The sequence below is a fragment of the Paracoccus sp. BR5-17 genome, from assembly GCF_055693925.1.
This window is the reverse complement of record NZ_JBVFUV010000002.1, coordinates 28,325-48,733: the sequence shown is the minus strand read 5'-3', so window position 1 is coordinate 48,733 and position 20,409 is coordinate 28,325. Positions and strand designations below refer to the sequence as shown.

Here is a 20,409-nt window from a genome sequence, read left to right as displayed (position 1 = left end):
CAACCTCGAGGCCGCGGCGCAGATCGTCGGGCAGATCGACGGGGGTGACGTGCTTTCCATGATGCTTCCTTCAGGCTGGTTTCCGGCGGGCCGGATCCGGTTTCGACCCGGGCCGCGCCGCCGTGGGCAGGGGCGCGGTCCGGGCGCTAAAGACACAGCGAGGTCGTGGCGACCGGCATCAGGCCCCAGACGGTCGCCACCAGGGCCACCCAGGACAGGATCACGCTGACGCGCTGCACCCAGGGCAGGGCCGAGGCGAAGCGCGGCATCCGCAGCCAGACGATCAGCACCACCTGCACGGCAATGGCCGCGGCCCAGGCGGCCAGCAGGAAGGCCCGGCCCCGGTCGGGGTCAAGCCCGGCCGCCGCCAGGTTGCCGGAACAGACGATGCCCTCCAGGCCATAGACCGCGCTGAAGGCGGCGATCCAGACCGACAGCGGCAGCGAAAGGCGCAGGATGTCGGTCATGCCAGCACCCCCGGCAGCCAGGCCGCGCCAAGCCCCAGGGCGGCGACCAGCACGGCATAGTCGATCCACAGCTGCACCACCCGCAGATCGCCGCTGCGCCGGGCCGAGATGAACCCCGCCCGGACCCGGGCGATCAGGAACAGGACCATCAGCGCGGCGATGCCGCTGTGAAAGACGCTGTAGCCGGCGATCACCCACAGCGTCGCGTCATAGGCATGGGCGTTGTAGGTGCTGCCCGTGAAGATCGTCCAGGCTCCGCAGGTCAGGGCGATCATGCCCGCCACGCTGCCCGCCAGCCAGATCCAGGGTGCCCGGCCGGCAACCACGGCGCGCACCGCCAGGCGGATGGCCAGGGCGGCGACCACCGCGCCGCCCGCCGCAAGCGCCGGCCCCAGCACGCCCGGCTGCAGGATGGCCGGCGGCGGCCAGTTCGGCGCCACCGTCCACAGGAAGGCATAGCCGAACAGCAAGGACCCGAACAGGACGGAATTGGCCAGCAGCAGGAACAGCGACCCCCACCAGCCGGGCGGGTGGGAAATCTCGGCATGGGTGGGCAGCGACAGGCCGCGGCCAGCGTCCAGCAGCCCCTCGTCCCGGCGCGATCCGCCCCGCCAGACCCAGATCAGGGCCAGCACCGTCACCACCAGGGCGGCGGCGAACATCAGCCACCACCACTTGAAAACCGGCGCCAGGAAGACAACGCTGGTGACGACCGCCATCGCGAAGGGGATGATCGAGTTCTGCGGCATGACGGTGATGAATTCCGGCCGCGCGCCCGAGACGCTGACGCCCAGCGTCTCGCGGCGCTTGCGGACGGGATGGCCCAGGAACCCCTCGCCCCGGGCGACCTGAACCGGCAGGTCGGGGTTGTCATAGAGGGGATAGCGGCTGCCGACCGTCGGGATCGAGGCGAAGTTGTAGGCCGGGCCGGGGATCGGCGTGGCCCATTCCAGCGTCCCGGCCTTCCACGGATTGCGCCGCCCGCGCACCGCCACCAGGGTGTTCACGGCCACGTCCAGGACGATCAGGGCGAAGCCGATCGCCATGATGAAGCCGCTGATCGAGGCCAGCAGGTTGATGAACTCCCACCCCGACCCCGCTTCGATCGTGTCGACCCGGCGCCGCATCCCCAGAAGCCCCGCCCAGTGCAGCAGCAGGAAGGTGCCGTGGAAGCCCACCATGACCAGCCAGAAGGCGGTCTCGCCGGTCCTGAAGAACCGCTTGCGCCCCGACAGCACCGGCAGCCAGTAATAGACGGCGGCGATCATCGGAAAGACATAGCCGCCGATCAGCACGTAATGCAGGTGCGCGACCACGAAATAGGTGTCGTGCGCCTGCCAGTCGAAAGGCACCATCGCCACCATGACCCCGGTCAGCCCGCCCATCACGAAGGTCACGAAGAAGCCGAGGATCCACAGCATCGGCAGGTGCAGTTCCGGCCGGCCCTTCCACAGCGTGCCGATCCAGGCGAAGATCTGCACGCCCGTGGGCACCGCCACCAGCGTCGAGACCGCCGAGAAGAAGGCCAGCCCCATATGCGGGATGCCGGTGGTGAACATGTGATGGACCCACAGCCCGAAGCTCAGCACCGCCAGCGAGATCGCCGCCGCCACCACCCAGCCATAGCCCAGCAGCGTGGTGCGGGCCATCACCGGCAGGATCATCGAGATGACCCCCGCCGCGGGCAGGAAGATGATATAGACCTCGGGATGGCCGAACAGCCAGAACAGGTGCTGCCACAACAGGCTGTCGCCGCCGTTCTCGGCCTGGAAGAAGGGCATGTCGAAGGCCCGTTCCAGTTCCAGGATCAGCGAGCCCAGGATCATCGGCGGAAAGGCCGTCAGGATCATCACCGCCACGACCAGCATGTACCAGGCGAAGATCGGCAGCTTGTCCAGCGACATGCCCGCGGCGCGATAGCGCAGCACGCTGACGACGATCTCGACCGCGGCGCTGATTGCGGAAATCTCGATGAAGCTGATGCCCAGCAGCCAGATGTCGGTGTTGATGCCGGGGGAATAGACGGCCGAGGACAGCGGCGGGTACATGAACCAGCCGCCGTCGGGCGCCACCCCCGCCAGCAGCGCCACGATCATGCTGGTGCTGCCGATCATGTAGCACCAGAAGGCGAAGGCGCCCAGCCGGGGGAAGGCCAGATCGCGCGTGCCCAGCATCCCCGGCAGCAGGATGATGGTCAGCGCCTCGAAGAAGGGGATCGCGAACAGGAACATCATGATGGTCCCGTGCATCGTGAAGATCTGGTTGTAGATCTCGGGACCCATGAAGGCCGAACTGGGCGAGGCGAGCTGCGCCCGGATCAGCATGGCCAGAACGCCCCCCACCAGGAACATGCCCGCCGCGCCGATGATGAACATGCCGCCGATGGTGTTGTTGTTGACGGTGGTCAGGATCCCCTTCCAGCCGGGATCGTTCTTCCAGATCGGATACAGGGCCTTGTGCAGGCGCAGCGCGGTCATGCGGGGGGTGTCGGTCACGGCGTCTCCTCGGCCAGGAAGGCGTCCCAGGCCGCCCCGTCATGGGCGACCACGGTGAAGGTGTGGCGGCGGTATCCGGCGCCGTTGAACTCGGCGCTGAGGCCGGCGTATTCGCCGGGCTCCCAGGCCTGGATGCGCAGGACGTTCACATGGCCCGGGATCGCGTCCAGCTTGCCCGCCAGGCGCGGCACCCAGAAGCTGTGGATGACGTCGGTGCTGGTGATGCGCACGTCGACGGGGCGGCCCGCGGGGATGTGCAGCTTGCCTTCCGTCACGCGGCCCGCCGCGTCGGGATAGCTGAAGCGCCATTCCCACTGCCGCCCCACCGCCTCGACCGTGACGACGTCGGGCGCGGGGCGCGGCAGCAGCCTTTCGCCGATCCACAGCCCCCAGGCCGTCAGGGCGACCAGCACCGTCATCGTGAAGCCCAGGCCCAGCCCCTTGATCCAGACCGTCTCGCGGCGCGCCTCGGACGGGCCGTCCGCCGCCTCGCCCCCGCGCCGGAAGGCCAGCACCAGCAGCACCGACACCAGCAGGAAGATCGCCGCCGCGCCCGCCAGCATGACCCACCACAGCGTGGCGATCAGATCGGCTGCGGGTCCGGCGGGATGGACGGCCGAAAGCCGCTTCTCGCAACCAGCCAGCATCAGCGGCGTTGTCCCCCACACGATCATCCGCGAAAGGGAACGGCGATGGCCCAGGACGGCGAGACGATGCAGGCGGGCAGGCATCCGCAAGGCGCGACCGGCACCGGCGGGCGTCCGGATCAGGATCTGGAAGCCGAGCTGGAAGATCCGGTCCAGGAGCTTCCAGGGTTCCACCAGACCTCGTCGATGATCGCGATCGCGGGCCATCCCCTGCACGCCATGAGCGTGGCCTTCCCCGTGGCGCTGACCTTCTGCAACTTCGGCGCCGACCTGTTCTACTGGTGGACGGGCGACACGTTCTGGGCGCGCGCGGCGGTCTGGGCGGCCGGAATGGCGTTCCTGATCGGCATCGCCGCGGCGCTGACGGGCACGCTGGAGCTGCTGTTCGTGTCGGGCATCAGGGCGCGCGCGGCCGCCTGGACCCATGCGGGGATCGCCGTGGTCCTGCTGTCGATCCTGGGCGCCAACTGGGGCTATCGGCTCTATGGCTACGAGGACGCGATCCTGCCCTACGGCATCCTGATGTCGACCTTCAGCGTCGTCATGGTGGGCGCGACCGGCTGGCATGGCGGCAAGCTGGTGTTCGACTACCATCTGGGAACCTCCGAGACCGGCAACTGACGCCCCTGCGGCTGGGTCAGCCAGCCCGGCACGGGGATTTCCTCAAGCTCGGGCTTCAGCAGGACCAGGATCAGGATGGCCAGGACCGGCAGCAGAAGCACCAGCAGCGGCACCAGGGGCCGCGGGGTCTTGTGGTGGCCCTCGGTCTCGCCCACCTTGACGATGTGGTGGCCGACCCAGGCGTGAAAGCCGATCAGCAGCGCCACGAAGACCAGCTTGGCGAACATCCAGGGCACGAAGACCTCGCGCAGGAAGATCAGCCAGGTCCCGGCGATGATCGCCGTCAGGGCGGCGGGGGTGATGATCCAGGTATAGCCGACATGTGAGGCCAGGCGGATGCGGGTATAGTCCGCCTGCCCGATTTCGGGATCGTGGCGCGACAGCAGGACCGGCAGGCCGAACAGCCCGCCGACCCACAGGGACAGGGCGATCACGTGCAGCGCCTTCAGATGCGGGATGACGGGGTCCAGCCACGAGATCATGCGGCGCGGCCCCTGCAGCTGCCGCCAGCCCCGCAGCGCCACCAGGGCGCCCAGGACGGCATAGGGGATGCCCGCCGGAACCCACATGATGATGCCGCCAAGCTGCTGGTCGCTCAGCGACGTGAAGCCCCAGGCCAGCGGCGCCGTCTGGTGGATCGCGTAAAGCGCGTCCGGCGCGAAGGTCAGCAGCGCGCCCAGAAGCCCCATCTGCATGTAGGCGCCCAGGATCGCCAGACCCGCCTGCCCCGCCGGCTGGGCCGGCGCCAGCACCGCCCGCCAGAAGGCGGTCGCCGAACCCAGCAGCGACGCCTGCATCACCCAGTAGATTCCCTTGTTCGCCATCGCCGCGTCATAGGCCTGGGGCAGGTGCCACGCCCACAGGATGCCGGTTGCCACGACCAGCAGCGGCGTCGCGGCAGCCGGCCTGCGGGCGGGCCATGCAAGCGCGATCAGCGGCGCCGCCACGGCCACCAGCAGCAGGTGATGGACCACCCGGGCCGAGAACAGCGCCGCCGACAGCGCGCAGAGCGGCGAGACGAAGGCCACCGCCAGCACCGCGACCGCCGCCGCGCCCGGCCGCGACCGCCCCAGCACCAGCCCAAGAACCGCCAGCGTCCCCAGCAGCAGCGGATCCAGGTTCCAGCTGGCCCACAGTGCGTCCGGGGCCGGCGCCGGGCCGCAATAGGTGCCCGCCAGCCCGCGGCCCGGCCCGTCCGACAGAAGCCCGGCGATCATCGCGCCGCGCCCTGAAGCGCCGCGCCGTCCTGGCGGACGCGCACCGGAACGCCCTTGTAGGCGGGGGTGTGGGACAGCTCGTCGCGGTATTGCACCGGGATCAGCGGGTTGACCTCGGGGTAATAGGCGGCGACGCAGCCATCGGGCAGGTCGTAGCCCACGACGCGCAAGCCCACGACGATCCGCCGGTGGCCGTCCTCGACCGCGCATTCCAGCCTGACCGGCTGCCCTTCGCTCAGGCCCAGCCGGGCCATTTCTTCGGGGTTGATCAGCATGATGTCGCGGCCCGTCAGGCCCCGCAGCCGGTCCGAGAAGCCGTAGATCGTGGTGTTGAACTGGTCGTTCGACCGCAGCGTGATGAGGGTCATCTCGTCGGGTCCCTCGGGTTCCTCGCCAAGCGCGCTGATGGTGTCGGGCGCGGTGAACCTGGCCTTGCCGTCGTCGGTCTTCCAGACCCGCTCGCGGGCCTCGTTGCCGCGATAGAAGCCGCCGGGGGTGAACAGCCGGTCGTTGAAGTCGCGGAACATCTCGGGATAGGTCGCCTCGATCATGTCGCGGATCAGGGCATAGTCGGCCGTCCAGTCGTCCCAGCGGACCTTCGGATTGGGCGGCAGCGTGGCCTTGGCGATGCCGGCGACGATGGCGACCTCGGACTTCAGATGAGGCGAGGCCGGCTTGCGCTTGCCCAGCGAGCCGTGGATCATGCTGAGGCTGTCCTCCATCGACACCGCCTGCCGTCCGCCGGCCTGCATATCCTCCTCGGCGCGCACCAGGCAGGGCAGCAGCCAGGTATGGCGGCCCGGGTAAAGATGCGACCGGTTCAGCTTGGTGGCGATCTGCACGTTCAGGTCCAGATCGGCCCAGCGGGGTTCGATCCGCTCGCGGTCCGGGATCGCGCGGGCCAGGTTGCCCCCCAGCGAGATGAGCCCCCGGACCGAGCCATCCAGCAGCCCCTCGACCAGGGCGGTGGTGTTGCGGCCCTCCTCCATCGGCGGCTCGAAGCCATAGAGCGTCCGCAGCCTGTCGTTGGGCACCAGGTCCGGCTTTTCGGTGATGCCCACGGTGCGCTGCCCCTGCACGTTGGAATGCCCCCTGACCGGAGAGATGCCCGCGCCCTCGCGGCCGATATTGCCGCGCAGCAGCAGCAGGCTGACATACATCCCCAGGTTCAGCCAGCCCTTGACGTGCTGCGTCAGGCCCATGCCGTAGATGCCGATGGTCCGTTCGGCCTTGCAGTACATGTCGCCCACGGCCTCCAGATCCGCGCGCCGCAAGCCCGTGGTGCGCTCGATCCGGTCCCAGGGGATCTGCTTCATCCGCGCGACGAAGTCCTGATAGCCGCTGGTGTGGCCGTCGATGAAGGCGCGGTCGATGATCCCGCCGCCGCTGCGTTCGTCCTGTTCGATCACCCGCTTGCAGATCCCCGCCAAGGCCGCGATGTCGCCGCCCGGCTTGATCTGCAGGTAGAGGTCGGAAATCTGCGTGGGCGGCGTCACCGTCATCTGCACCGGGTTCTGCGGGCTGACGAACTCGACCAGGCCGCGTTCGCGGATCGGGTTGAAGGTAACGATCCTGCAGCCCCGGTTGCGCGCGGCCTTGAGCTTGTGCAGGAAGCGCGGAGAGTTCGACCCGGTGTTCTGCCCCATGAAGATGATCATGTCGCAGTGGTCGAAATCGTCAAGGATGCAGGTTCCCACCGACACGCCGATGAACTTCTTCAGCGCGACGCTGGTCGTCTCATGGCACATGTTGGAACTGTCGGGCAGGTTGTTGTGCCCGTAGAGCCGCGCGAACAGCGCGAACAGATAGGCGGTCTCGAGGCTGGCCTTGCCCGAGGTGTAGAAGACGGTCGATTTCGGATCGAGCGCCCCAAGCCGTGCCGCGATGCCCCGGAACGCCTCGTCCCAGGTCGTCTCGACATAGCGGTCGCTGGCCGCGTCATAGCGCATCGGATGGGTCAGGCGGCCGGCCTCTTCCAGCTCGTGATCGGACAGGTTGCGCAGGTCCGACAGGCTGTGGTCGGCGAAGAAGTCGGGGCCGCAGCGGTCGCGGGTCAGATCCCAGGCGGTCGCCTTGGCGCCGTTCTCGCAGAACTCGAAGGGATGGGGATGCTTGGGCTTGGTCCAGGCGCAGGAGGTGCACATATGGCCGCCCGGCTTGTTCTGCCGCATCAGGGTCCGCAGCACCCCCGCCGAGGGCCGCTGGTCGGCCAGGATCCGGGCAACCCCCTTCAGCGATCCCCAGCCGCCGGTGGCGTGGTCGTAATAGGGCGTGTCCTCCCGCTGCCGAAGGGACTCGGGGCTGTCCTGGTCGTTCTTGCTCATCGGATCCTCCTCGGGGCGGCGCCGCGCAGATGGGGTCCTGTCGGCAACACCGCGCGGGGGCGCAGGTTCCGCACCGCGCGGACATGAACCGGCCTTGCGGCGTCCCTGTGACAGAGCCGCTGCCGGCCAGATCGGAACAAGGCAACGGCCCGTTGGTTCCCCCTGGGCCTGGCGCCGCGATGCCTGCGGCCGGGCGCGTCCAACAGCCTGCAGGTGAGCCATGCCCGAAGACCAATCCCACAAGCTCAGCGAGGTGCTGGATCACCTGGAAGCCGCAGCCGACAGCGATCGCATCACCGTCCGGCACGTGATGGACAAGCTTGGCGACAAGTCCTTCGCCTCGCTGATCCTGATCGCCACGCTCATCTCGACCTCGCCGGCAAGCGCCATCCCGGGGCTGACGGCGGGCGTGGCGCTGATCGTGTTCGTCCTGATGCTGCAGATGATCGCCGGGCGCGACAGCGCCTGGCTGCCGGACTTCATCCTGCGCCGCGAACTGCCGACCGACAAGCTGTGCAAGGGGATCGGCTGGCTGCGCAAGCCCGTGCAGTTCGTCGAACGCTTCCTGAAGGAACGCCTGACATGGCTGCTGCACCGGCCCTGGCTTTATCTGCCCCAGATGCTGGTGCTGATGCTGACGCTGTTCATGCCCTTCATGGAGGTGATCCCCACCTCGGGCTCCATCGCCTCGGCGGTGATCGCGCTGTTCGCGGCCGGCGTCCTGACGCGCGACGGCGGGCTGGTGGTGCTGTCGATGCTGCTGCTGCTGGCGGTTCCCGTGGCGGTCTGGCAGTTCGGCTTCAGCGGCTAGCCCCTTCCAGCAGGCGGATCTTCACCGCGCGGAAGGCGCGGCGGGCGCGAGAGTCCCGTTCGTGGTCCAGCATCGCCTCGATCTGCGCGCCAAGCTGGCGCAGCCGCGCATCGCCCAGGCGCTGCGCCTCCTTGAACATCGACCGCTCCTCGGAGGAGGCATGGTGATCCACCGCCTCGTGCAGGGCGCGAAGCTGTTCCTCGAAGGCCGGGGTCGAGGGGCCAAGCCGCAGGGCCACGGCCAGCATGTCGGCAAGCTGCTGGTGTTCGGCATGGGCCACCGGCACGTCCTCGCTGACCGGGCGGACGGCGGGGTAGAAGATCTCGTCCTCGACATGCTCGTGGATTTCCAGCTCGGATGCCAGCATCCGCATCATGTCGCGCCGTTCGGGATCCTGGGGGTCCATCGCCTCGACCGTCTCGAACAGCCGGCGCAGCAGTTGATGATGCTCGAACAGGACCTCGTCGGCCTTGCGCGCGCCGGCGGGGATCTCGGCCGCGTCCGCGACCGAAGCCCGGGCGCGGGCGGCCTCGATTTCCTCGGGCGTCAGGGCCTCGTCGCCGGGTTCGGGGATGCGGCGGACCTCGATATGGCCCTCGCGGATGCGCAGCGCGAAGCGCGGCTGCGGACTGGTCGCGGGGCCGTCCAGCACCCGCCCGCTGGACAGGCAGAAGCGGCTGCCGTGCCAGGGGCAGACAAGCCCGCCGTCCTGGACCCAGCCCTCGTCCAGGGGGCCGCCCATGTGCGAACAGCGCGACCCCATCGCGTGGACCTGGCCGCGATGGCGCACCAGCACGATGCCGATCATGGCGCGCGCGGCCTCGTCCCATATTTCGACGCGGCGCGGCCGATCCTCGGCCAGGGCGTCGAGGGGCAGCACCGGCTGGAAGGCCCGCGGCTCGGGCGAGCGGTCCGCCTGATCGACGCCCACCCGCCGGCGATAGACAAGATGCCCGCCCAGATAGGCGCCCGCCGCCAGCGTCAGCCAGCCCGCCGCGCTCAGCGCGCGCCCGGCGCCCAGGCGCCCGCGCCGGCGCATCGCCAGCGAGCCGACGGTCAGGCCAAGCGCGGTCGAGTTCAGCGCCGCATGGGCAAGCCCGGTGCGCCGGTCGCGGCCGTGGACCTGGCGCCAGTCCGCCGCCCCCGCCGCCGCCGCGGCGACGGCCCCTGCCGCGCCGACGCTCAGCGCCAGATCCGCCGCCCGTGCCGCCCCCCGCGGCGCCAGGCCAAGCGCATCGCAGAGATCCAGCCCCAGGGCCATCGTCCAGGTGCCGACCGGCACCGTCGCAAGCGCGGGGTGCAGCGGGTGCCCCAGCCAGGTGCCGTGCAGCGCGTTCTGGATGGGCTGCGCGGCGGTGCCCGTCAGTTCCAGCGTCGTGGACAGGACATCGGCCACCGCATAGGCGGGACTGTCCAGCCGCTCGGCCTGTTCTATCGACGCCGTGAAACCTTCCGTTGCCGATGCCATTCCCGCCCCCCGTTTGAAATTGTGACCGTGAACCAGAAGGCCACGATAGCATCCCGTCCCCTGCGGTAAAGGCTTGGGACGGACCCCCGGCGCGGCGCGCCCGTCTCGCCCGCCGCCTGCCGATCTGCTAGGCTGGGCGATCCGGAAGGGGGCGAGGCGGAGGGTCCAGCCTGCCCGGGGCTTGCCGGCCTTCGCCCCCGACCCAAACCCGCACGCAAGGAAAACCTGTCCATGACCCGCCCCATCCTGGTCTTCGACGTCAACGAGACCCTGCTTGACCTGGCCCATCTGGAACCGCTGTTCGACCGGTTGTTCGGCGACCGCGCGGCGATGCGCGACTGGTTCGCGCAGTTGGTCCTGTATTCGCAGGCGATGACGCTCAGCGGGACCGGGGGGGACTTCGCCAGCCTTGGCGCCGCCGTCCTGCGGATGATGGCGGCGATCCGGGGGCGCGAGGCGACCGAGGAGGACGTGGCCGACCTTCGCGGGCGGTTTGGCACCATGCCCGCCCATGCCGATGCGGCCGACGCGCTTGGGATGCTGCGCGAGGCGGGGTTCCGCATGGTCACGCTGACCAATTCGCCGCTGTCGGGCACGGCGCCCTCGGCCCTGGACCGGGCGGGGCTGGGCGGCTATTTCGAGCGGCAGTTCAGCGTGCTGCCCACCGGCGTCTTCAAGCCCGCGCCGCAGACCTATCGCCTGGTGGCCGATGGCCTTGGCGTCGCGCCCTCGGCCCTGTGCCTGGTGGCCTGCCATGTCTGGGACACGATGGGGCTGCAGGCGCTTGGCGGCCGGGGCGCCCTGGTCACCCACGGCGTCAACGCCCCCCTGCCCCATCCGGCGGTGCCGCAGCCCGATCTGGTGGCGCCCGACCTGACGGCTCTGGCCCGCCAGATCGTCCGGCACTGGGGCGGGGACGAGGCGGCGCCGGCTGCCAAGGACGGCGCCAGCCGCGCGGGTTTGCTGTAGCATCGGCCGGCGCGGGTCCCGCCCGGGATTCGGGGACTGTCATCCGTCAGGCAAGGAAAGCCCGTTGAAGAAACCGCTGCTGTTCGCGGCCCTGGCCATCCTGGTCGTCCTGACGGCGCTGCTGCTGTCGGGCGCAGGTCGCGGGGCGGGGATCCTGTCGGTCCTGCAGGCGAGGATCGACACCCACCCCGTCGCCACGGCGTTTCTGTATTTCCTGGTCTATCTGGCGGTGGCGGCCCTGTCGCTGCCGGTGGCCACGCTGCTGACGCTGCTGGGGGGCGGCCTCTTCGGCTTCTGGCCCGGCCTGCTGATGGCCTCGCTTGCGGCCAGCCTAGGGGCGACGCTGGCCTTTCTGGCCGCGCGCCATCTGCTGCGCGACTGGGTCCGCGCCAAACTGGGTGCCAGGGCCGCCGGGATCGAGGCCGGCCTGGCGCGCGACGGCGCCTATTACCTGTTCTCGCTGCGCCTGATCCCGGGCGTGCCGTTCTTCGCGGTCAACCTGCTGATGGCCCTGACGCCGATCCCCGCCCGGACCTTCTACTGGGTCAGCCAGCTCGGGATGCTGCCGGGAACGGCCGTCTATGCCAATGCCGGCACGCAGCTGGGCGAGGTCGACGACCTGTCGGGCTTCGTCAGCGGCCCGGTGCTGCTGTCCCTTGCCGCCCTGGCCGCCTTTCCCTGGGCCGCGCGGGCGGCGGCGGGGGTCGTCAGGCGCCGCCGCGTCTATCGCGGCTGGACGCGACCCCGGCGTTTCGACCGCAACCTGGTGGTCGTCGGCGCCGGCTCGGCGGGGCTTGTCGCGGCCTATGCCGGGGCGGCAATGAAGGCCCGCGTCACCCTGGTGGAGATGGCCGACATGGGCGGCGAGTGCCTGAACACCGGCTGCGTGCCGTCGAAGACGCTGATCCGCAGCGCGACGCTGGCCCATCAGATGCGCCATGCCGACCGCTGGGGTCTGACCCCCGCCGCGCCCGATATTCCGTTTCGCGCGGTGATGGCGCGGGTGCAGGGCGCCATCGCCCGGATCGCCCCCCATGACGGGGCCGAACGCTATGCCGGCCTGGGGGTCGAGGTGCTGCACGGCCATGCCCGGCTGGAGGATCCCTGGACCGTTCTGGTCACCTTCCCCGACGGGGCGACGCGACGCCTGACCACCCGCGCGGTGATCCTGGCCACCGGCGCGCGGCCGGTCCTGCCGCCGCTGCCGGGGCTGGATCTGGTCGATCCGCTGACATCCGAGACGCTGTGGGCGCGGCTGGCCGGGCAGGATCACCCGCCGCGGCGGCTGGCCGTGCTGGGCGGCGGCCCGGTCGGCTGCGAACTGGCCCAGGCCTTCGCGCGGCTGGGATCGGCCGTCACCCTGATCCAGGGCGGCCCGCGGCTGCTGGAACGCGAGGATCCCGAGGCCTCGGACCTGGTCGCGGCGGCGCTGCGGGCGGACGGGGTGCAGGTGCTGACCGGCCACCGGGCCATCGCCTGCGGCAGGGACGACGCCGGCACCTGGATCGAGGCCGATCACCGCGGCGGCCGCCGGCGCATCCGCTTCGACCGGATCATCGTGGCCGCGGGCCGCGAGGCCCGGCTGCAGGGCCTTGGGCTGGAGAGGCTGGGCATCGCCACCACCGGCCGCGGCATCGAGGTGAACCCCTTCATGCAGACCCGCTTTCCCAACATCCTGGCCGCGGGCGACGTGGCCGGGCCGTTCCAGTTCACCCATGTCGCCGCGCATCAGGCCTGGCTTGCCGGGGTGAATGCCCTGTTCGGCAGCCTCAGACGGTTCCGCCCCCAGGACGGCATCATCCCCTGGGCGACCTTCACCGACCCCGAGGTGGCCCGCCTGGGCCTGTCCGAGGCCGAGGCCCGCGCCCGGGGCATCGCGGTCGAGGTGACGCGCTTCGATCTGGCGGGGCTTGACCGCGCCATCACCGACGGCGCGCCGCAGGGCTTCGTCAAGGTGCTGACGCCGCCGGGCCGCGACCGGATCCTGGGCGTGACCATCGTCGGGCAGCACGCCTCCGAGATCATCGCCGAATTCGTGCTGGCGATGCGGCAGGGGCTGGGCCTGGGCAGGATCCTGTCCACGATCCACGTCTATCCCACCTGGGCCGAGGCCGCGCGCTCTGCGGCGGGCGTCTGGCGCCGCGGCCATGTCAGCCCCCGCGCCCTGGCGGTGCTGGACCGCTTCCATGCCTGGAGGCGGGGATGATCGACGCCCGCATCCTGCCCCTGCAGCGCGCCGCGATGCGGCCCCTGGCGCGCATCCTGGCCGGCCGCGGCATCCGCGCCGATGCGGTCAGCATCGCGGGCTTCGGGCTGGGCCTGCTGGCGGTGCCGGCCCTGGCGCTTGGCCATTTCGGCGCGGCCCTGGCGCTGATCGCCCTGAACCGCCTGCTGGACGGCCTGGACGGAGAGATCGCCCGGCTGACGCGCCCGACCGACCGGGGGGCTTTCCTGGACATCTCGCTGGACTTCGTGTTCTACGCGCTGATCCCGCTGGGCTTTGCGCTGCATGACCCGGCGGCGAACGGCCTTGCGGCGGCGGTCCTGATCGCGGCCTTCGTGGGCACCGGGTCGTCGTTCCTGGCCTTCGCCGCCATCGCCGCCCGGCGGGGCATGACCTCGGCCGCCTTTCCGCGGAAGGGCATCCACTACCTCGGCGGCCTGACCGAGGGGTTCGAGACCCTGACGGTCTTCGTGCTGATGTGCCTGCTGCCGGGCCGGTTCCCGGTGCTGGCCTGGGTCTTCGCGGCCGCCTGCGCGCTGACCACGCTGCTCCGCTGGCGGGCGGGCTGGGTCGCCTTCGCCGACCCGCGGCAGGGTCCGTGACCCGGCAACCGGCGCTCAGGACTGCAGGCGCGCCATGAAGCGGCGGTCGATCCGGTCCTTCAGATGCCACAGCCAGCGGCCCTGAAGCGACAGCCCGCGCCATTCCGCCAGGGCCGTCCTGCCCCCCAGCGAGACGATCTTCAGATAGTCGTCCTGCGGATGATCCGGGACCGGCGGCAGGCCGCGCTGCAGGGCGATCAGGTTGCGCACAAGCACCGGCGCCTGCCGGACGGCGAAGACCCCGGCCTTGGGGCGCGGCGCATGGATCATGGTGGCGCAGTCCCCGACGGCCAACAGGGTGGGATGCCCCTCGACCTGCAGGCAGGGCCCGACGCGCACGAAGCCCGCCGCATCCGCCGGCAGATCGCGCCCCGCCCAGGGATGCGCCCGGGGTCCGGCGGCGCCGATCGTCAGGGCGCTTGCGACGCGCCGCCCGTCGGCCAGGATCGCCGCCTCGGCGGTGACCTCCTCGACCCGGGCGCCGGTCAGAACCGCCACGCCCGCCTGTTGCAACGCCGCCCGCAGCCCCGCCGCCGCCCGCCGGCCCAGCGTCGCGGCGATCCGGGGACCCTGTTCGATCAGCGTGACGGGCCGGGACCGGCGCAGCGCCAGGGCGATCTCGGTCCCGGCGATGCCGCCGCCGATGACCGCCACCGGCCCGCCCGGCGCCAGCCCGTCAAGGCGCGCCAGAAAGCCGTCCAGCGGCTTGACCGGCACCGCATGGCGCGAAAATCCCTCGATCCCGGGCAGGGCCGAGTGGCTGCCGACGTCCAGCACCGCAAGGTCATAGTCCAGGGCCTCGCCGGTGCCCAACTTGACGCTCTGTGCCACGGGGTCCAGGCCGGTGATCCGGGCCTGCCGGAACCGGATGCCGTGGCGCCGCGCCAGCCAGGCCAGATCGACCCGGGCCTGCGCGGCATCGTAATGGCCCGCGACGACGCCCGGCACCATGCCCGAATAGGTGGCGAAGGCGGCCGCGTCGATCAGCGTGATCGCGGCATCCGGCAGCGCGGCCTTCAGCGGGCCGACCGCCAGAAGATTGGCGTGTCCGCCCCCCAGCAGCAGGATCCGGGTGGGGGATGATCGCGGCATCGGCCCCTGGGGGTTCCGGCGCGGCCGGGCCGGCCTCAGGACCGCTTCCCGCGGTCGCGCAGCCGGTGCAGGATGCCCAAGGCCACCGCGCCGGCGATCGCCGCGGCGCCGGCGCGCAGGCGCGCGGGGTGATAGGCCGACACATGGGGCCGCGCCTGGTCGCCGAACCGGCCCGCGGCGCCATAGTCCCGGCTCTCGTCCATCGGCGCGAACAGGTTGTCGGGCCGCGGGCCTGCGGCTTCGTCGGCCTGCTGGTCGGAATAGCCCTGCCGCGCCAGGATGCGGTCCACCACCACCGGGGCCGCGGCATCGCCCAGGATCGCCTTCACCGCAGAGCCTGCCAGCCAGACCTCGCGCGGGGCGGCCAGGGCGGCACGATAGACCTGGCGGGCGATGGCCTCGGGGCTGTGGATCGGCGGGACCGGCTGGGCCTTGCGCGGCATCTTGTTGCGCGCCCAGTCGAACTGGGGGGTGTTGACGGCGGGCAGGTGGATCTCGGTCACGCGGATGGGGCTGTTCTCGTGCAGAAGCTCGGTCCGCAGGGAATCGAAGAAGCCCCGGGTGGCGAACTTGGCCGCGCAATAGGGCGCCTGCAGCGGGATGCCGCGATAGGCAAGCGCCGAGCCGATGCTGACGATGGTGCCGTGGCCCTGGGCGCGCATCCGGCGCAGGGCGGCCTGGGCGCCGAAGACCTGGCCCAGATAGGTCACCTCGGTCACGCGGCGGAACTCGTCGGGGGTGACCTCCGAAACCGGTGCCAGCACGGTGGCCATGGCGACGTTGATCCACAGGTCGATCCTGCCCCAGCGGTCCACGACCGCCTGCGCCGCATCCTCGAGCGCCGCTGCGTCGGCCACGTCGGCGGGCAGCACCAGGGCCGCCCCGCCCCGCGCCTCGACATCGGCGCGCGCGCCTTCCAGGCCGGCCCGGCCCCGCGCCACCAGGCCCAGCCGCCAGCCATGCGCCGCGAATTCCTGCGCCACCGCCCGACCCACCCCGGCCGAGGCGCCCGTGATGACCGCCACGCGCGGCCCCTGGCTGATGTCCGTCATGGCCTTCTCCTTCTTGTCCTGCACCCCCAACGCGCGGGCGCGCCCGCGGTTCGGCCCGCTGCCGGCCGCGCCCCCGGGATGAACCGATCCGAAGCGCGCGACGTTCCATCGGCAGGCCGCGCCGGATGCCTGGCCGCCGTTCACGGACAGGAGCTTGCATGGACATCAGCCGCACGGGCGACGTCTGGTGGAAGAACGCGATCTTCTACTGCCTCGATGTCGAGACCTTCCAGGACAGCAACGGCGACGGCATCGGCGATTTCGCCGGGCTGACGCGCCGCATCGACCATCTGGCCCGGCTGGGCGTGACCTGCATCTGGCTGATGCCGTTCTATCCCACGCAGAACCAGGACGACGGCTACGACATCACCGACTATTACGGCGTCGATCCGCGGCTGGGGACGCTGGGGGATCTGGCGGTCTTCCTGCGCACCGCCAAGGACCGGGGCATCCGGGTGATAGCCGACCTGGTGGTCAACCACACCTCGGACCGGCATCCGTGGTTCCTGTCGGCCGCGTCCGACCGCAACTCGCCCTATCGCGACTGGTATGTGTGGCGCGACGAGATCCCGCCCGGCGGCCCCAAGGATCTGGTCTTTCCCGACGAGGAGACCAGCAACTGGGAATGGCACGAGCAGACCGGCCAGTATTACCTGCACCGCTTCTATCGCCACCAGCCCGATCTGAACATCGCCAACCCCCGCGTCCGCGAGGAGATCCGCAAGATCGTCGGCTTCTGGCTGCAACTGGGCCTGTCGGGCTTTCGCGTCGATGCGGTGCCCTTCCTTCTGGAAACCCAGGGCCTTTCGGACCCGCCCGAACTGGACCTGCACGACTGGCTGCGCGACCTGGCCAGCTTCGTGCAGCGCCGCTGCGGCGACGCGCTTCTGCTGGGCGAGGTGAACCTGGCCTATCAGGAGGTGCGGCGCTTCTATGGCGACGAGGACGGGGGCGAACTGAACATGTGCCTCGATTTCAACATGAACCAGTCCCTCGCCTTGGCCCTGGTGCGCGAGGATGCGGGGCCGCTGGTCCATTCCCTGCGCGCCATGCCCGACCTGCACCCTGACGACGGCTGGGCGCATTTCGCGCGCAACCACGACGAATGGTCGCTGGACAAGCTGACCGAGGCCGAGCGCCTGCAGGTGTTCCGCGCCTTCGGCCCCGACAAGGACATGCAGCTGTTCGGCCGCGGGCTGCGCCGGCGCATCCCGACCATGCTGAAGGGCAACCAGGACCGCATCCGGCTGGTCTATGCCCTGGTCTTCGCCCTGCCCGGCGCGCCCGTCCTGTTCTACGGCGAGGAGATCGGCATGGCCGAGAACCTGGACATTCCCGGCAGGCTCAGCGTGCGCAGCCCGATGCAGTGGGCCGACGGGCCGAACGGCGGCTTCTCGACCGCGCCCGAGGAGCGGCTGTCCCGTCCCGTGGTTTCCGGCAGCCGGTGGGGCCCGAAGGGCGTCAACGTCGCCGCGCAGGAACGCGACCCGCAGTCCCTGTTCAACTGGCTGGAGCGCCTGATCCGCTGCCGTCGCGAGATGCCCGAGGTCGCCTTCGGCCAGTGGAGCTTCATTCCCTTCCCCGATGCCCAGGTCTTCGCGCTGCGCTATGACTGGGGGGACCGGACGGTTCTGCTTCTGCACAACCTGGGCAAGCGGGCCTGCACGTCCCGGTGCCGCCTGGACGGGGCCGGGGATCTGGGCCCCCTGACCTGCATCCAGGGGGACGGGCGGCTGGACCTGGGCAAGGACGGGACCGCCAGCCTCGATCTGCCGGGCTATGGCAGCCTGTGGCTGCGCGCGGAGCCCGCGGCGCGGCCGGGCTGAACGCCCCCGGGGCGCGGCGGTCTGGCGCTCAGCGGCGCCTCAAGCCGCCGCCCACCGGGAACATGTCCTCGCCGGCATGGTGCAGCTTCATGTGGTGGCGCCGGCACAGCCACCTGACGTTCAGCGGCTCGTCATAGCTGTCGTGATGGGCATCGACCCTGCCCGACCCGCAGACCTCGCAGACCTGCCTTTCAAGCCTGCCCGCGGACACGGCCTGCTGGACGGCAAGATGGGCGGAATACTTGGCGGGATTGGCCAGGCGCCAACTGGTCTGGCGGGTCTTGCTTTTCAGCATCGGGCTTCTCGTGGGTTGCGGGTCAGGCGCGGCAGCCATTCTGCCGGTCATGTCTGCGATCCAGCGTCAGCGGTCTGGGGTGGTGCGCCATCATGAAAGACAAAGGCCCCGGCATCAAGGCCCCTGTTCCCGCCGTCCGGCCGATCCGGAGCCCCTGGCCTGGCCCATCCCCCTCCTGCGGCCCGCTAGAAGCGCATCGCCACCCCGGCGCCAAGCGCCGTCTGCGCGCCCGCGTCATGGCCGATGCGCCCGTCCACAGACAGCCAGCCCGTCGCCGCGGGCGACAGCCGCATCTGCGCCGACAGGCCGATCCGGCCGAAGCTGTCATCCGCGCCGGCGATGCCGATCCGGCGCGCGGTTCCCTGGCTGTCGGTGACGGTCACCGCCTCGGGCCGTCCATCGGCCAGTTCGCGCACCCAGACGGCGTGGCCGGCCAGCGTCACGTCCCGGCCCTGCACCGCCAGCGTCTGGCTGACCTGCCCGCCAAGCTGCACCTCGAGGCTTTCGAAATCCTGCCCGTCGTGGCGGAGGGCCAGCCGGTCGTCCCCCTCGGACGCCGCGCCGATCCGGGTGCGGGCGTAATCCAGCCCCAGCAGCGGACCATAGCGCAGGCCCCCGCGGCCGAAGTCATAGCCGCCCATCACCGTGGCGCCCAGCGTATAGGCGTCGCTGTCCAGGTCGAAGTCGCGTGACAGGATTTCCGCCCCCAGGCCCGAGATCAGGGCGAAGGACCGCTCGGCCTCCAGGCTGGACTTGGCATAGCTGACGCCCGCGACGGCCCAGGCGGCATCGCGGCGAAAGGCGATGTCCAGCCCGGCGGCGGCGCCCCTGGCCGTCACCTCGCCGCCGTCCTCCAGATCGTCGCCGTCATGCTGATAGGCCAGCCGGCCGCCGATGCTCAGCCCGGGGCTGGCCTGCCAGAAGCCGCCCGCCTCGGCGGACAGGCGGCTGCCGCCCTCGGTCCCCAGGTCGCCGTTGTCGCCGGGCCGTGCAAGCCCCTGGACCGACACCGTGGGGGTGAAGCGCCCGACCTGGCCCGGGGCGTCCAGGCGCGCCCGCGCCGAGGCCACCGCCTGCGCGGCAAGGTCGTCCTGCTGCCGTCCCGCCAGGTCGATCAGCGCCGCCCCCGTCGCCGCCGCGCTGCGGGCCGAGGCGACCAGATCCGCCCCCGTCGCCTGAACCAGCAGCCGGGTCACGATCAGCGAATAGTCGTGCAGCCGGTCCCTGATGCGGTCCTCTCCGAAGGCTTCGGTCAGCACGTCCCATCGGTCCTCGGCCGGGTCGTGCCAGGTCGATCCGCCGGGGATCGCCGGATTTGCGGTCTGCGTGTAGCCGTCCAGGTCGCCCAGTTCCCAGTTCGTCGCCTCCAGCCACAGGACGGGAATAGCAAGCGCCTGGAACGGCTCTGCGTCCGAACAGCAGCCGGTATCGACGGGATAGTGCGGGTTCAGGCCCGGGTTCGACCGCAGGTCGATGCCCGCCTCGTCGGCGATGGCATGGGCCTGGCGCCACAGCGACTTGAGGTCGGGGTCGGCAAGGTAGTTGGTCCCGGCATGGGCATACATGTGATCGCCGGTGATCAGGCTGTCGATGTTGATCATCCCGGCAATGTCGCGGCGCTGCCGGTCCGTCAGGGTATCGACATGGTGGCGGCTGCCGACCAGGCCGATTTCCTCGGCGCCGAAGGCGTTGAAGACGATGCCGGTTTCGGTTTCCAGCCCGGCCATGTGGCCTGCCAGTTCGGTCAGCAGCGCCGCCCCCGAGGCATTGTCGTCCACCCCCTGCAGATCCGGGAAGCGGCCGGCCGTGTCGAAATGCGCGCCCACCACGATGAAGCGGCCGCTGCGGCCGGGCAGCGTCGCCAGAACGTTCTGCGATGGCCCGGCCGGGGTCGAGAGATCCTGGCGCGACAGCGTCAGACCGTCGAACGTCATGCGCTGCTCCATATAGTCGGCCGCGCGGGGAAAGACGGTGCTGCCGGTATGGCGGCCCGGATAGTCGAAGGCCAGACCCCGGATCGTCGAGTAGCCATGGTCGCCGAAGGTCTGCGCCTGACCGGCCGTCGCGGCGATCAGCGCCGCTGTGGCCAGAAGCATGGCAAGCCGATGATGCATGGAAGTCCCCCCGCCCTGTCCTGATCTTGGTTAACGTTTCCGCAAACCGCCGGCGGATGCAAGGCGCGCGGTGGCGTGGGGGCGCGATCCCGGGCCGGCGCGCCGCAAGGCCCCTTCGGGGCGCTTGCTTCTGCGGCCCGGGCCGCTAAACGTTTGTTCTGTCCTGACAGCAACCTGGGGGGTTT

At 70.7% G+C, this 20,409-nt stretch carries 16 protein-coding genes; 6 read left to right on the top strand and 10 right to left on the bottom strand.

Annotated elements, in window-relative coordinates; translation table 11 throughout:
* Positions 1–146: 146 nt before the first annotated feature.
* Genes ACZ1HC_RS00395 through ACZ1HC_RS00385 form a run of 3 tightly spaced genes read right to left on the bottom strand, consistent with a single transcriptional unit; the run spans position 147 to position 3,609 of the window.
* On the bottom strand, positions 147–467 hold the full coding sequence (locus ACZ1HC_RS00395) for a hypothetical protein (RefSeq protein WP_472698252.1): 321 nt from the start codon (positions 465–467) through the stop codon (positions 147–149).
* On the bottom strand, positions 464–2,944 hold the full coding sequence (locus ACZ1HC_RS00390) for a cbb3-type cytochrome c oxidase subunit I (RefSeq protein WP_472698383.1): 2,481 nt from the start codon (positions 2,942–2,944) through the stop codon (positions 464–466). The genes ACZ1HC_RS00395 and ACZ1HC_RS00390 overlap by 4 nt, the downstream gene beginning before the upstream one ends.
* A 14-nt stretch (positions 2,945–2,958) precedes the next feature.
* Entirely contained in the window at positions 2,959–3,609 is a 651-nt protein-coding gene (locus ACZ1HC_RS00385) for a cytochrome c oxidase subunit II (protein WP_472698251.1), read from the bottom strand.
* 45 nt (positions 3,610–3,654) lie between these two features.
* Here ACZ1HC_RS00385 and ACZ1HC_RS00380 point away from each other — a divergent pair, with 45 nt between their 5' ends.
* Positions 3,655–4,230: a DUF2231 domain-containing protein gene (locus ACZ1HC_RS00380; protein WP_472698250.1), complete on the top strand. Its 576-nt coding sequence runs from the start codon at positions 3,655–3,657 to the stop codon at positions 4,228–4,230.
* Here the strand turns inward: ACZ1HC_RS00380 and ACZ1HC_RS00375 are convergent.
* Together ACZ1HC_RS00375 and ACZ1HC_RS00370 are read right to left on the bottom strand one after the other, a co-directional pair.
* Positions 4,197–5,447 (bottom strand): cytochrome c oxidase assembly protein, encoded by a 1,251-nt coding sequence (locus ACZ1HC_RS00375; protein ID WP_472698249.1) that lies wholly within the window; start codon positions 5,445–5,447, stop codon positions 4,197–4,199. The two genes, ACZ1HC_RS00380 and ACZ1HC_RS00375, sit on opposite strands and share 34 nt — an antisense overlap.
* On the bottom strand, positions 5,444–7,771 hold the full coding sequence (locus tag ACZ1HC_RS00370) for an FdhF/YdeP family oxidoreductase (protein WP_472698248.1): 2,328 nt from the start codon (positions 7,769–7,771) through the stop codon (positions 5,444–5,446). The genes ACZ1HC_RS00375 and ACZ1HC_RS00370 overlap by 4 nt, the downstream gene beginning before the upstream one ends.
* A 220-nt stretch (positions 7,772–7,991) precedes the next feature.
* On the opposite strand from ACZ1HC_RS00370, the gene ACZ1HC_RS00365 reads away from it, so the two are divergent.
* Positions 7,992–8,582 (top strand): exopolysaccharide biosynthesis protein, encoded by a 591-nt coding sequence (locus tag ACZ1HC_RS00365; protein ID WP_472698247.1) that lies wholly within the window; start codon positions 7,992–7,994, stop codon positions 8,580–8,582.
* Here the strand turns inward: ACZ1HC_RS00365 and ACZ1HC_RS00360 are convergent.
* On the bottom strand, positions 8,572–10,050 hold the full coding sequence (locus ACZ1HC_RS00360; RefSeq protein WP_472698246.1) for a DUF2231 domain-containing protein: 1,479 nt from the start codon (positions 10,048–10,050) through the stop codon (positions 8,572–8,574). The two genes, ACZ1HC_RS00365 and ACZ1HC_RS00360, sit on opposite strands and share 11 nt — an antisense overlap.
* A gap of 231 nt (positions 10,051–10,281) precedes the next feature.
* Between ACZ1HC_RS00360 and ACZ1HC_RS00355 the strand changes: the two genes are divergently transcribed.
* The 3 genes from ACZ1HC_RS00355 to ACZ1HC_RS00345 all read left to right on the top strand — a co-directional run bounded on the left by ACZ1HC_RS00355 (position 10,282) and on the right by ACZ1HC_RS00345 (position 13,845).
* Entirely contained in the window at positions 10,282–11,019 is a 738-nt protein-coding gene (locus ACZ1HC_RS00355) for a haloacid dehalogenase type II (RefSeq protein ID WP_472698245.1), read from the top strand.
* A 64-nt stretch (positions 11,020–11,083) separates the two neighbouring features.
* Positions 11,084–13,225 carry an FAD-dependent oxidoreductase gene (locus ACZ1HC_RS00350; RefSeq protein ID WP_472698244.1) on the top strand — a complete coding sequence of 714 codons (2,142 nt, stop codon included), beginning with the start codon at positions 11,084–11,086 and terminating at the stop codon, positions 13,223–13,225.
* The gene (locus tag ACZ1HC_RS00345) at positions 13,222–13,845 is read left to right on the top strand and encodes a CDP-alcohol phosphatidyltransferase family protein (RefSeq protein ID WP_472698243.1); all 624 of its coding nucleotides are present in this window, start codon (positions 13,222–13,224) and stop codon (positions 13,843–13,845) included. Before ACZ1HC_RS00350 ends, ACZ1HC_RS00345 begins: the two co-directional genes overlap by 4 nt.
* 15 nt (positions 13,846–13,860) lie before the next feature.
* Here ACZ1HC_RS00345 and ACZ1HC_RS00340 read toward each other — a convergent pair whose 3' ends face one another.
* Positions 13,861–14,937 (bottom strand): FAD-dependent oxidoreductase, encoded by a 1,077-nt coding sequence (locus ACZ1HC_RS00340; RefSeq protein ID WP_472698242.1) that lies wholly within the window; start codon positions 14,935–14,937, stop codon positions 13,861–13,863.
* Between the two features lie 35 nt (positions 14,938–14,972).
* On the bottom strand, positions 14,973–15,989 hold the full coding sequence (locus ACZ1HC_RS00335) for an SDR family oxidoreductase (protein WP_472698241.1): 1,017 nt from the start codon (positions 15,987–15,989) through the stop codon (positions 14,973–14,975).
* 158 nt (positions 15,990–16,147) lie between these two features.
* Here ACZ1HC_RS00335 and ACZ1HC_RS00330 point away from each other — a divergent pair, with 158 nt between their 5' ends.
* A complete protein-coding gene (locus ACZ1HC_RS00330) occupies positions 16,148–17,815 on the top strand; it encodes an alpha-amylase family protein (RefSeq protein ID WP_472698240.1) in 1,668 nt (555 codons plus the stop codon).
* Positions 17,816–17,843: 28 nt separating this feature from the next.
* On the opposite strand, the gene ACZ1HC_RS00325 is transcribed toward ACZ1HC_RS00330, so the two are convergent.
* A complete protein-coding gene (locus tag ACZ1HC_RS00325; protein WP_472698239.1) occupies positions 17,844–18,161 on the bottom strand; it encodes a hypothetical protein in 318 nt (105 codons plus the stop codon).
* Positions 18,162–18,295: 134 nt separating this feature from the next.
* On the bottom strand, positions 18,296–20,224 hold the full coding sequence (locus ACZ1HC_RS00320; protein ID WP_472698238.1) for a M28 family peptidase: 1,929 nt from the start codon (positions 20,222–20,224) through the stop codon (positions 18,296–18,298).
* Between the last annotated feature and the right edge of the window lie 185 nt (positions 20,225–20,409).

Bases quoted from the DNA above. Each gene is read 5' to 3' on its own strand.
- ACZ1HC_RS00395 (WP_472698252.1), bottom strand. From the start codon at position 467: ATGACCGACATCCTGCGCCTTTCGCTGCCGCTGTCGGTCTGGATCGCC.
- ACZ1HC_RS00390 (WP_472698383.1), bottom strand. From the start codon at position 2,944: ATGACCGCGCTGCGCCTGCACAAGGCCCTGTATCCGATCTGGAAGAAC.
- ACZ1HC_RS00385 (WP_472698251.1), bottom strand. From the start codon at position 3,609: ATGCTGGCTGGTTGCGAGAAGCGGCTTTCGGCCGTCCATCCCGCCGGA.
- ACZ1HC_RS00380 (WP_472698250.1), top strand. From the start codon at position 3,655: ATGGCCCAGGACGGCGAGACGATGCAGGCGGGCAGGCATCCGCAAGGC.
- ACZ1HC_RS00375 (WP_472698249.1), bottom strand. From the start codon at position 5,447: ATGATCGCCGGGCTTCTGTCGGACGGGCCGGGCCGCGGGCTGGCGGGC.
- ACZ1HC_RS00370 (WP_472698248.1), bottom strand. From the start codon at position 7,771: ATGAGCAAGAACGACCAGGACAGCCCCGAGTCCCTTCGGCAGCGGGAG.
- ACZ1HC_RS00365 (WP_472698247.1), top strand. From the start codon at position 7,992: ATGCCCGAAGACCAATCCCACAAGCTCAGCGAGGTGCTGGATCACCTG.
- ACZ1HC_RS00360 (WP_472698246.1), bottom strand. From the start codon at position 10,050: ATGGCATCGGCAACGGAAGGTTTCACGGCGTCGATAGAACAGGCCGAG.
- ACZ1HC_RS00355 (WP_472698245.1), top strand. From the start codon at position 10,282: ATGACCCGCCCCATCCTGGTCTTCGACGTCAACGAGACCCTGCTTGAC.
- ACZ1HC_RS00345 (WP_472698243.1), top strand. From the start codon at position 13,222: ATGATCGACGCCCGCATCCTGCCCCTGCAGCGCGCCGCGATGCGGCCC.
- ACZ1HC_RS00340 (WP_472698242.1), bottom strand. From the start codon at position 14,937: ATGCCGCGATCATCCCCCACCCGGATCCTGCTGCTGGGGGGCGGACAC.
- ACZ1HC_RS00335 (WP_472698241.1), bottom strand. From the start codon at position 15,989: ATGACGGACATCAGCCAGGGGCCGCGCGTGGCGGTCATCACGGGCGCC.
- ACZ1HC_RS00330 (WP_472698240.1), top strand. From the start codon at position 16,148: ATGGACATCAGCCGCACGGGCGACGTCTGGTGGAAGAACGCGATCTTC.
- ACZ1HC_RS00325 (WP_472698239.1), bottom strand. From the start codon at position 18,161: ATGACCGGCAGAATGGCTGCCGCGCCTGACCCGCAACCCACGAGAAGC.
- ACZ1HC_RS00320 (WP_472698238.1), bottom strand. From the start codon at position 20,224: ATGCATCATCGGCTTGCCATGCTTCTGGCCACAGCGGCGCTGATCGCC.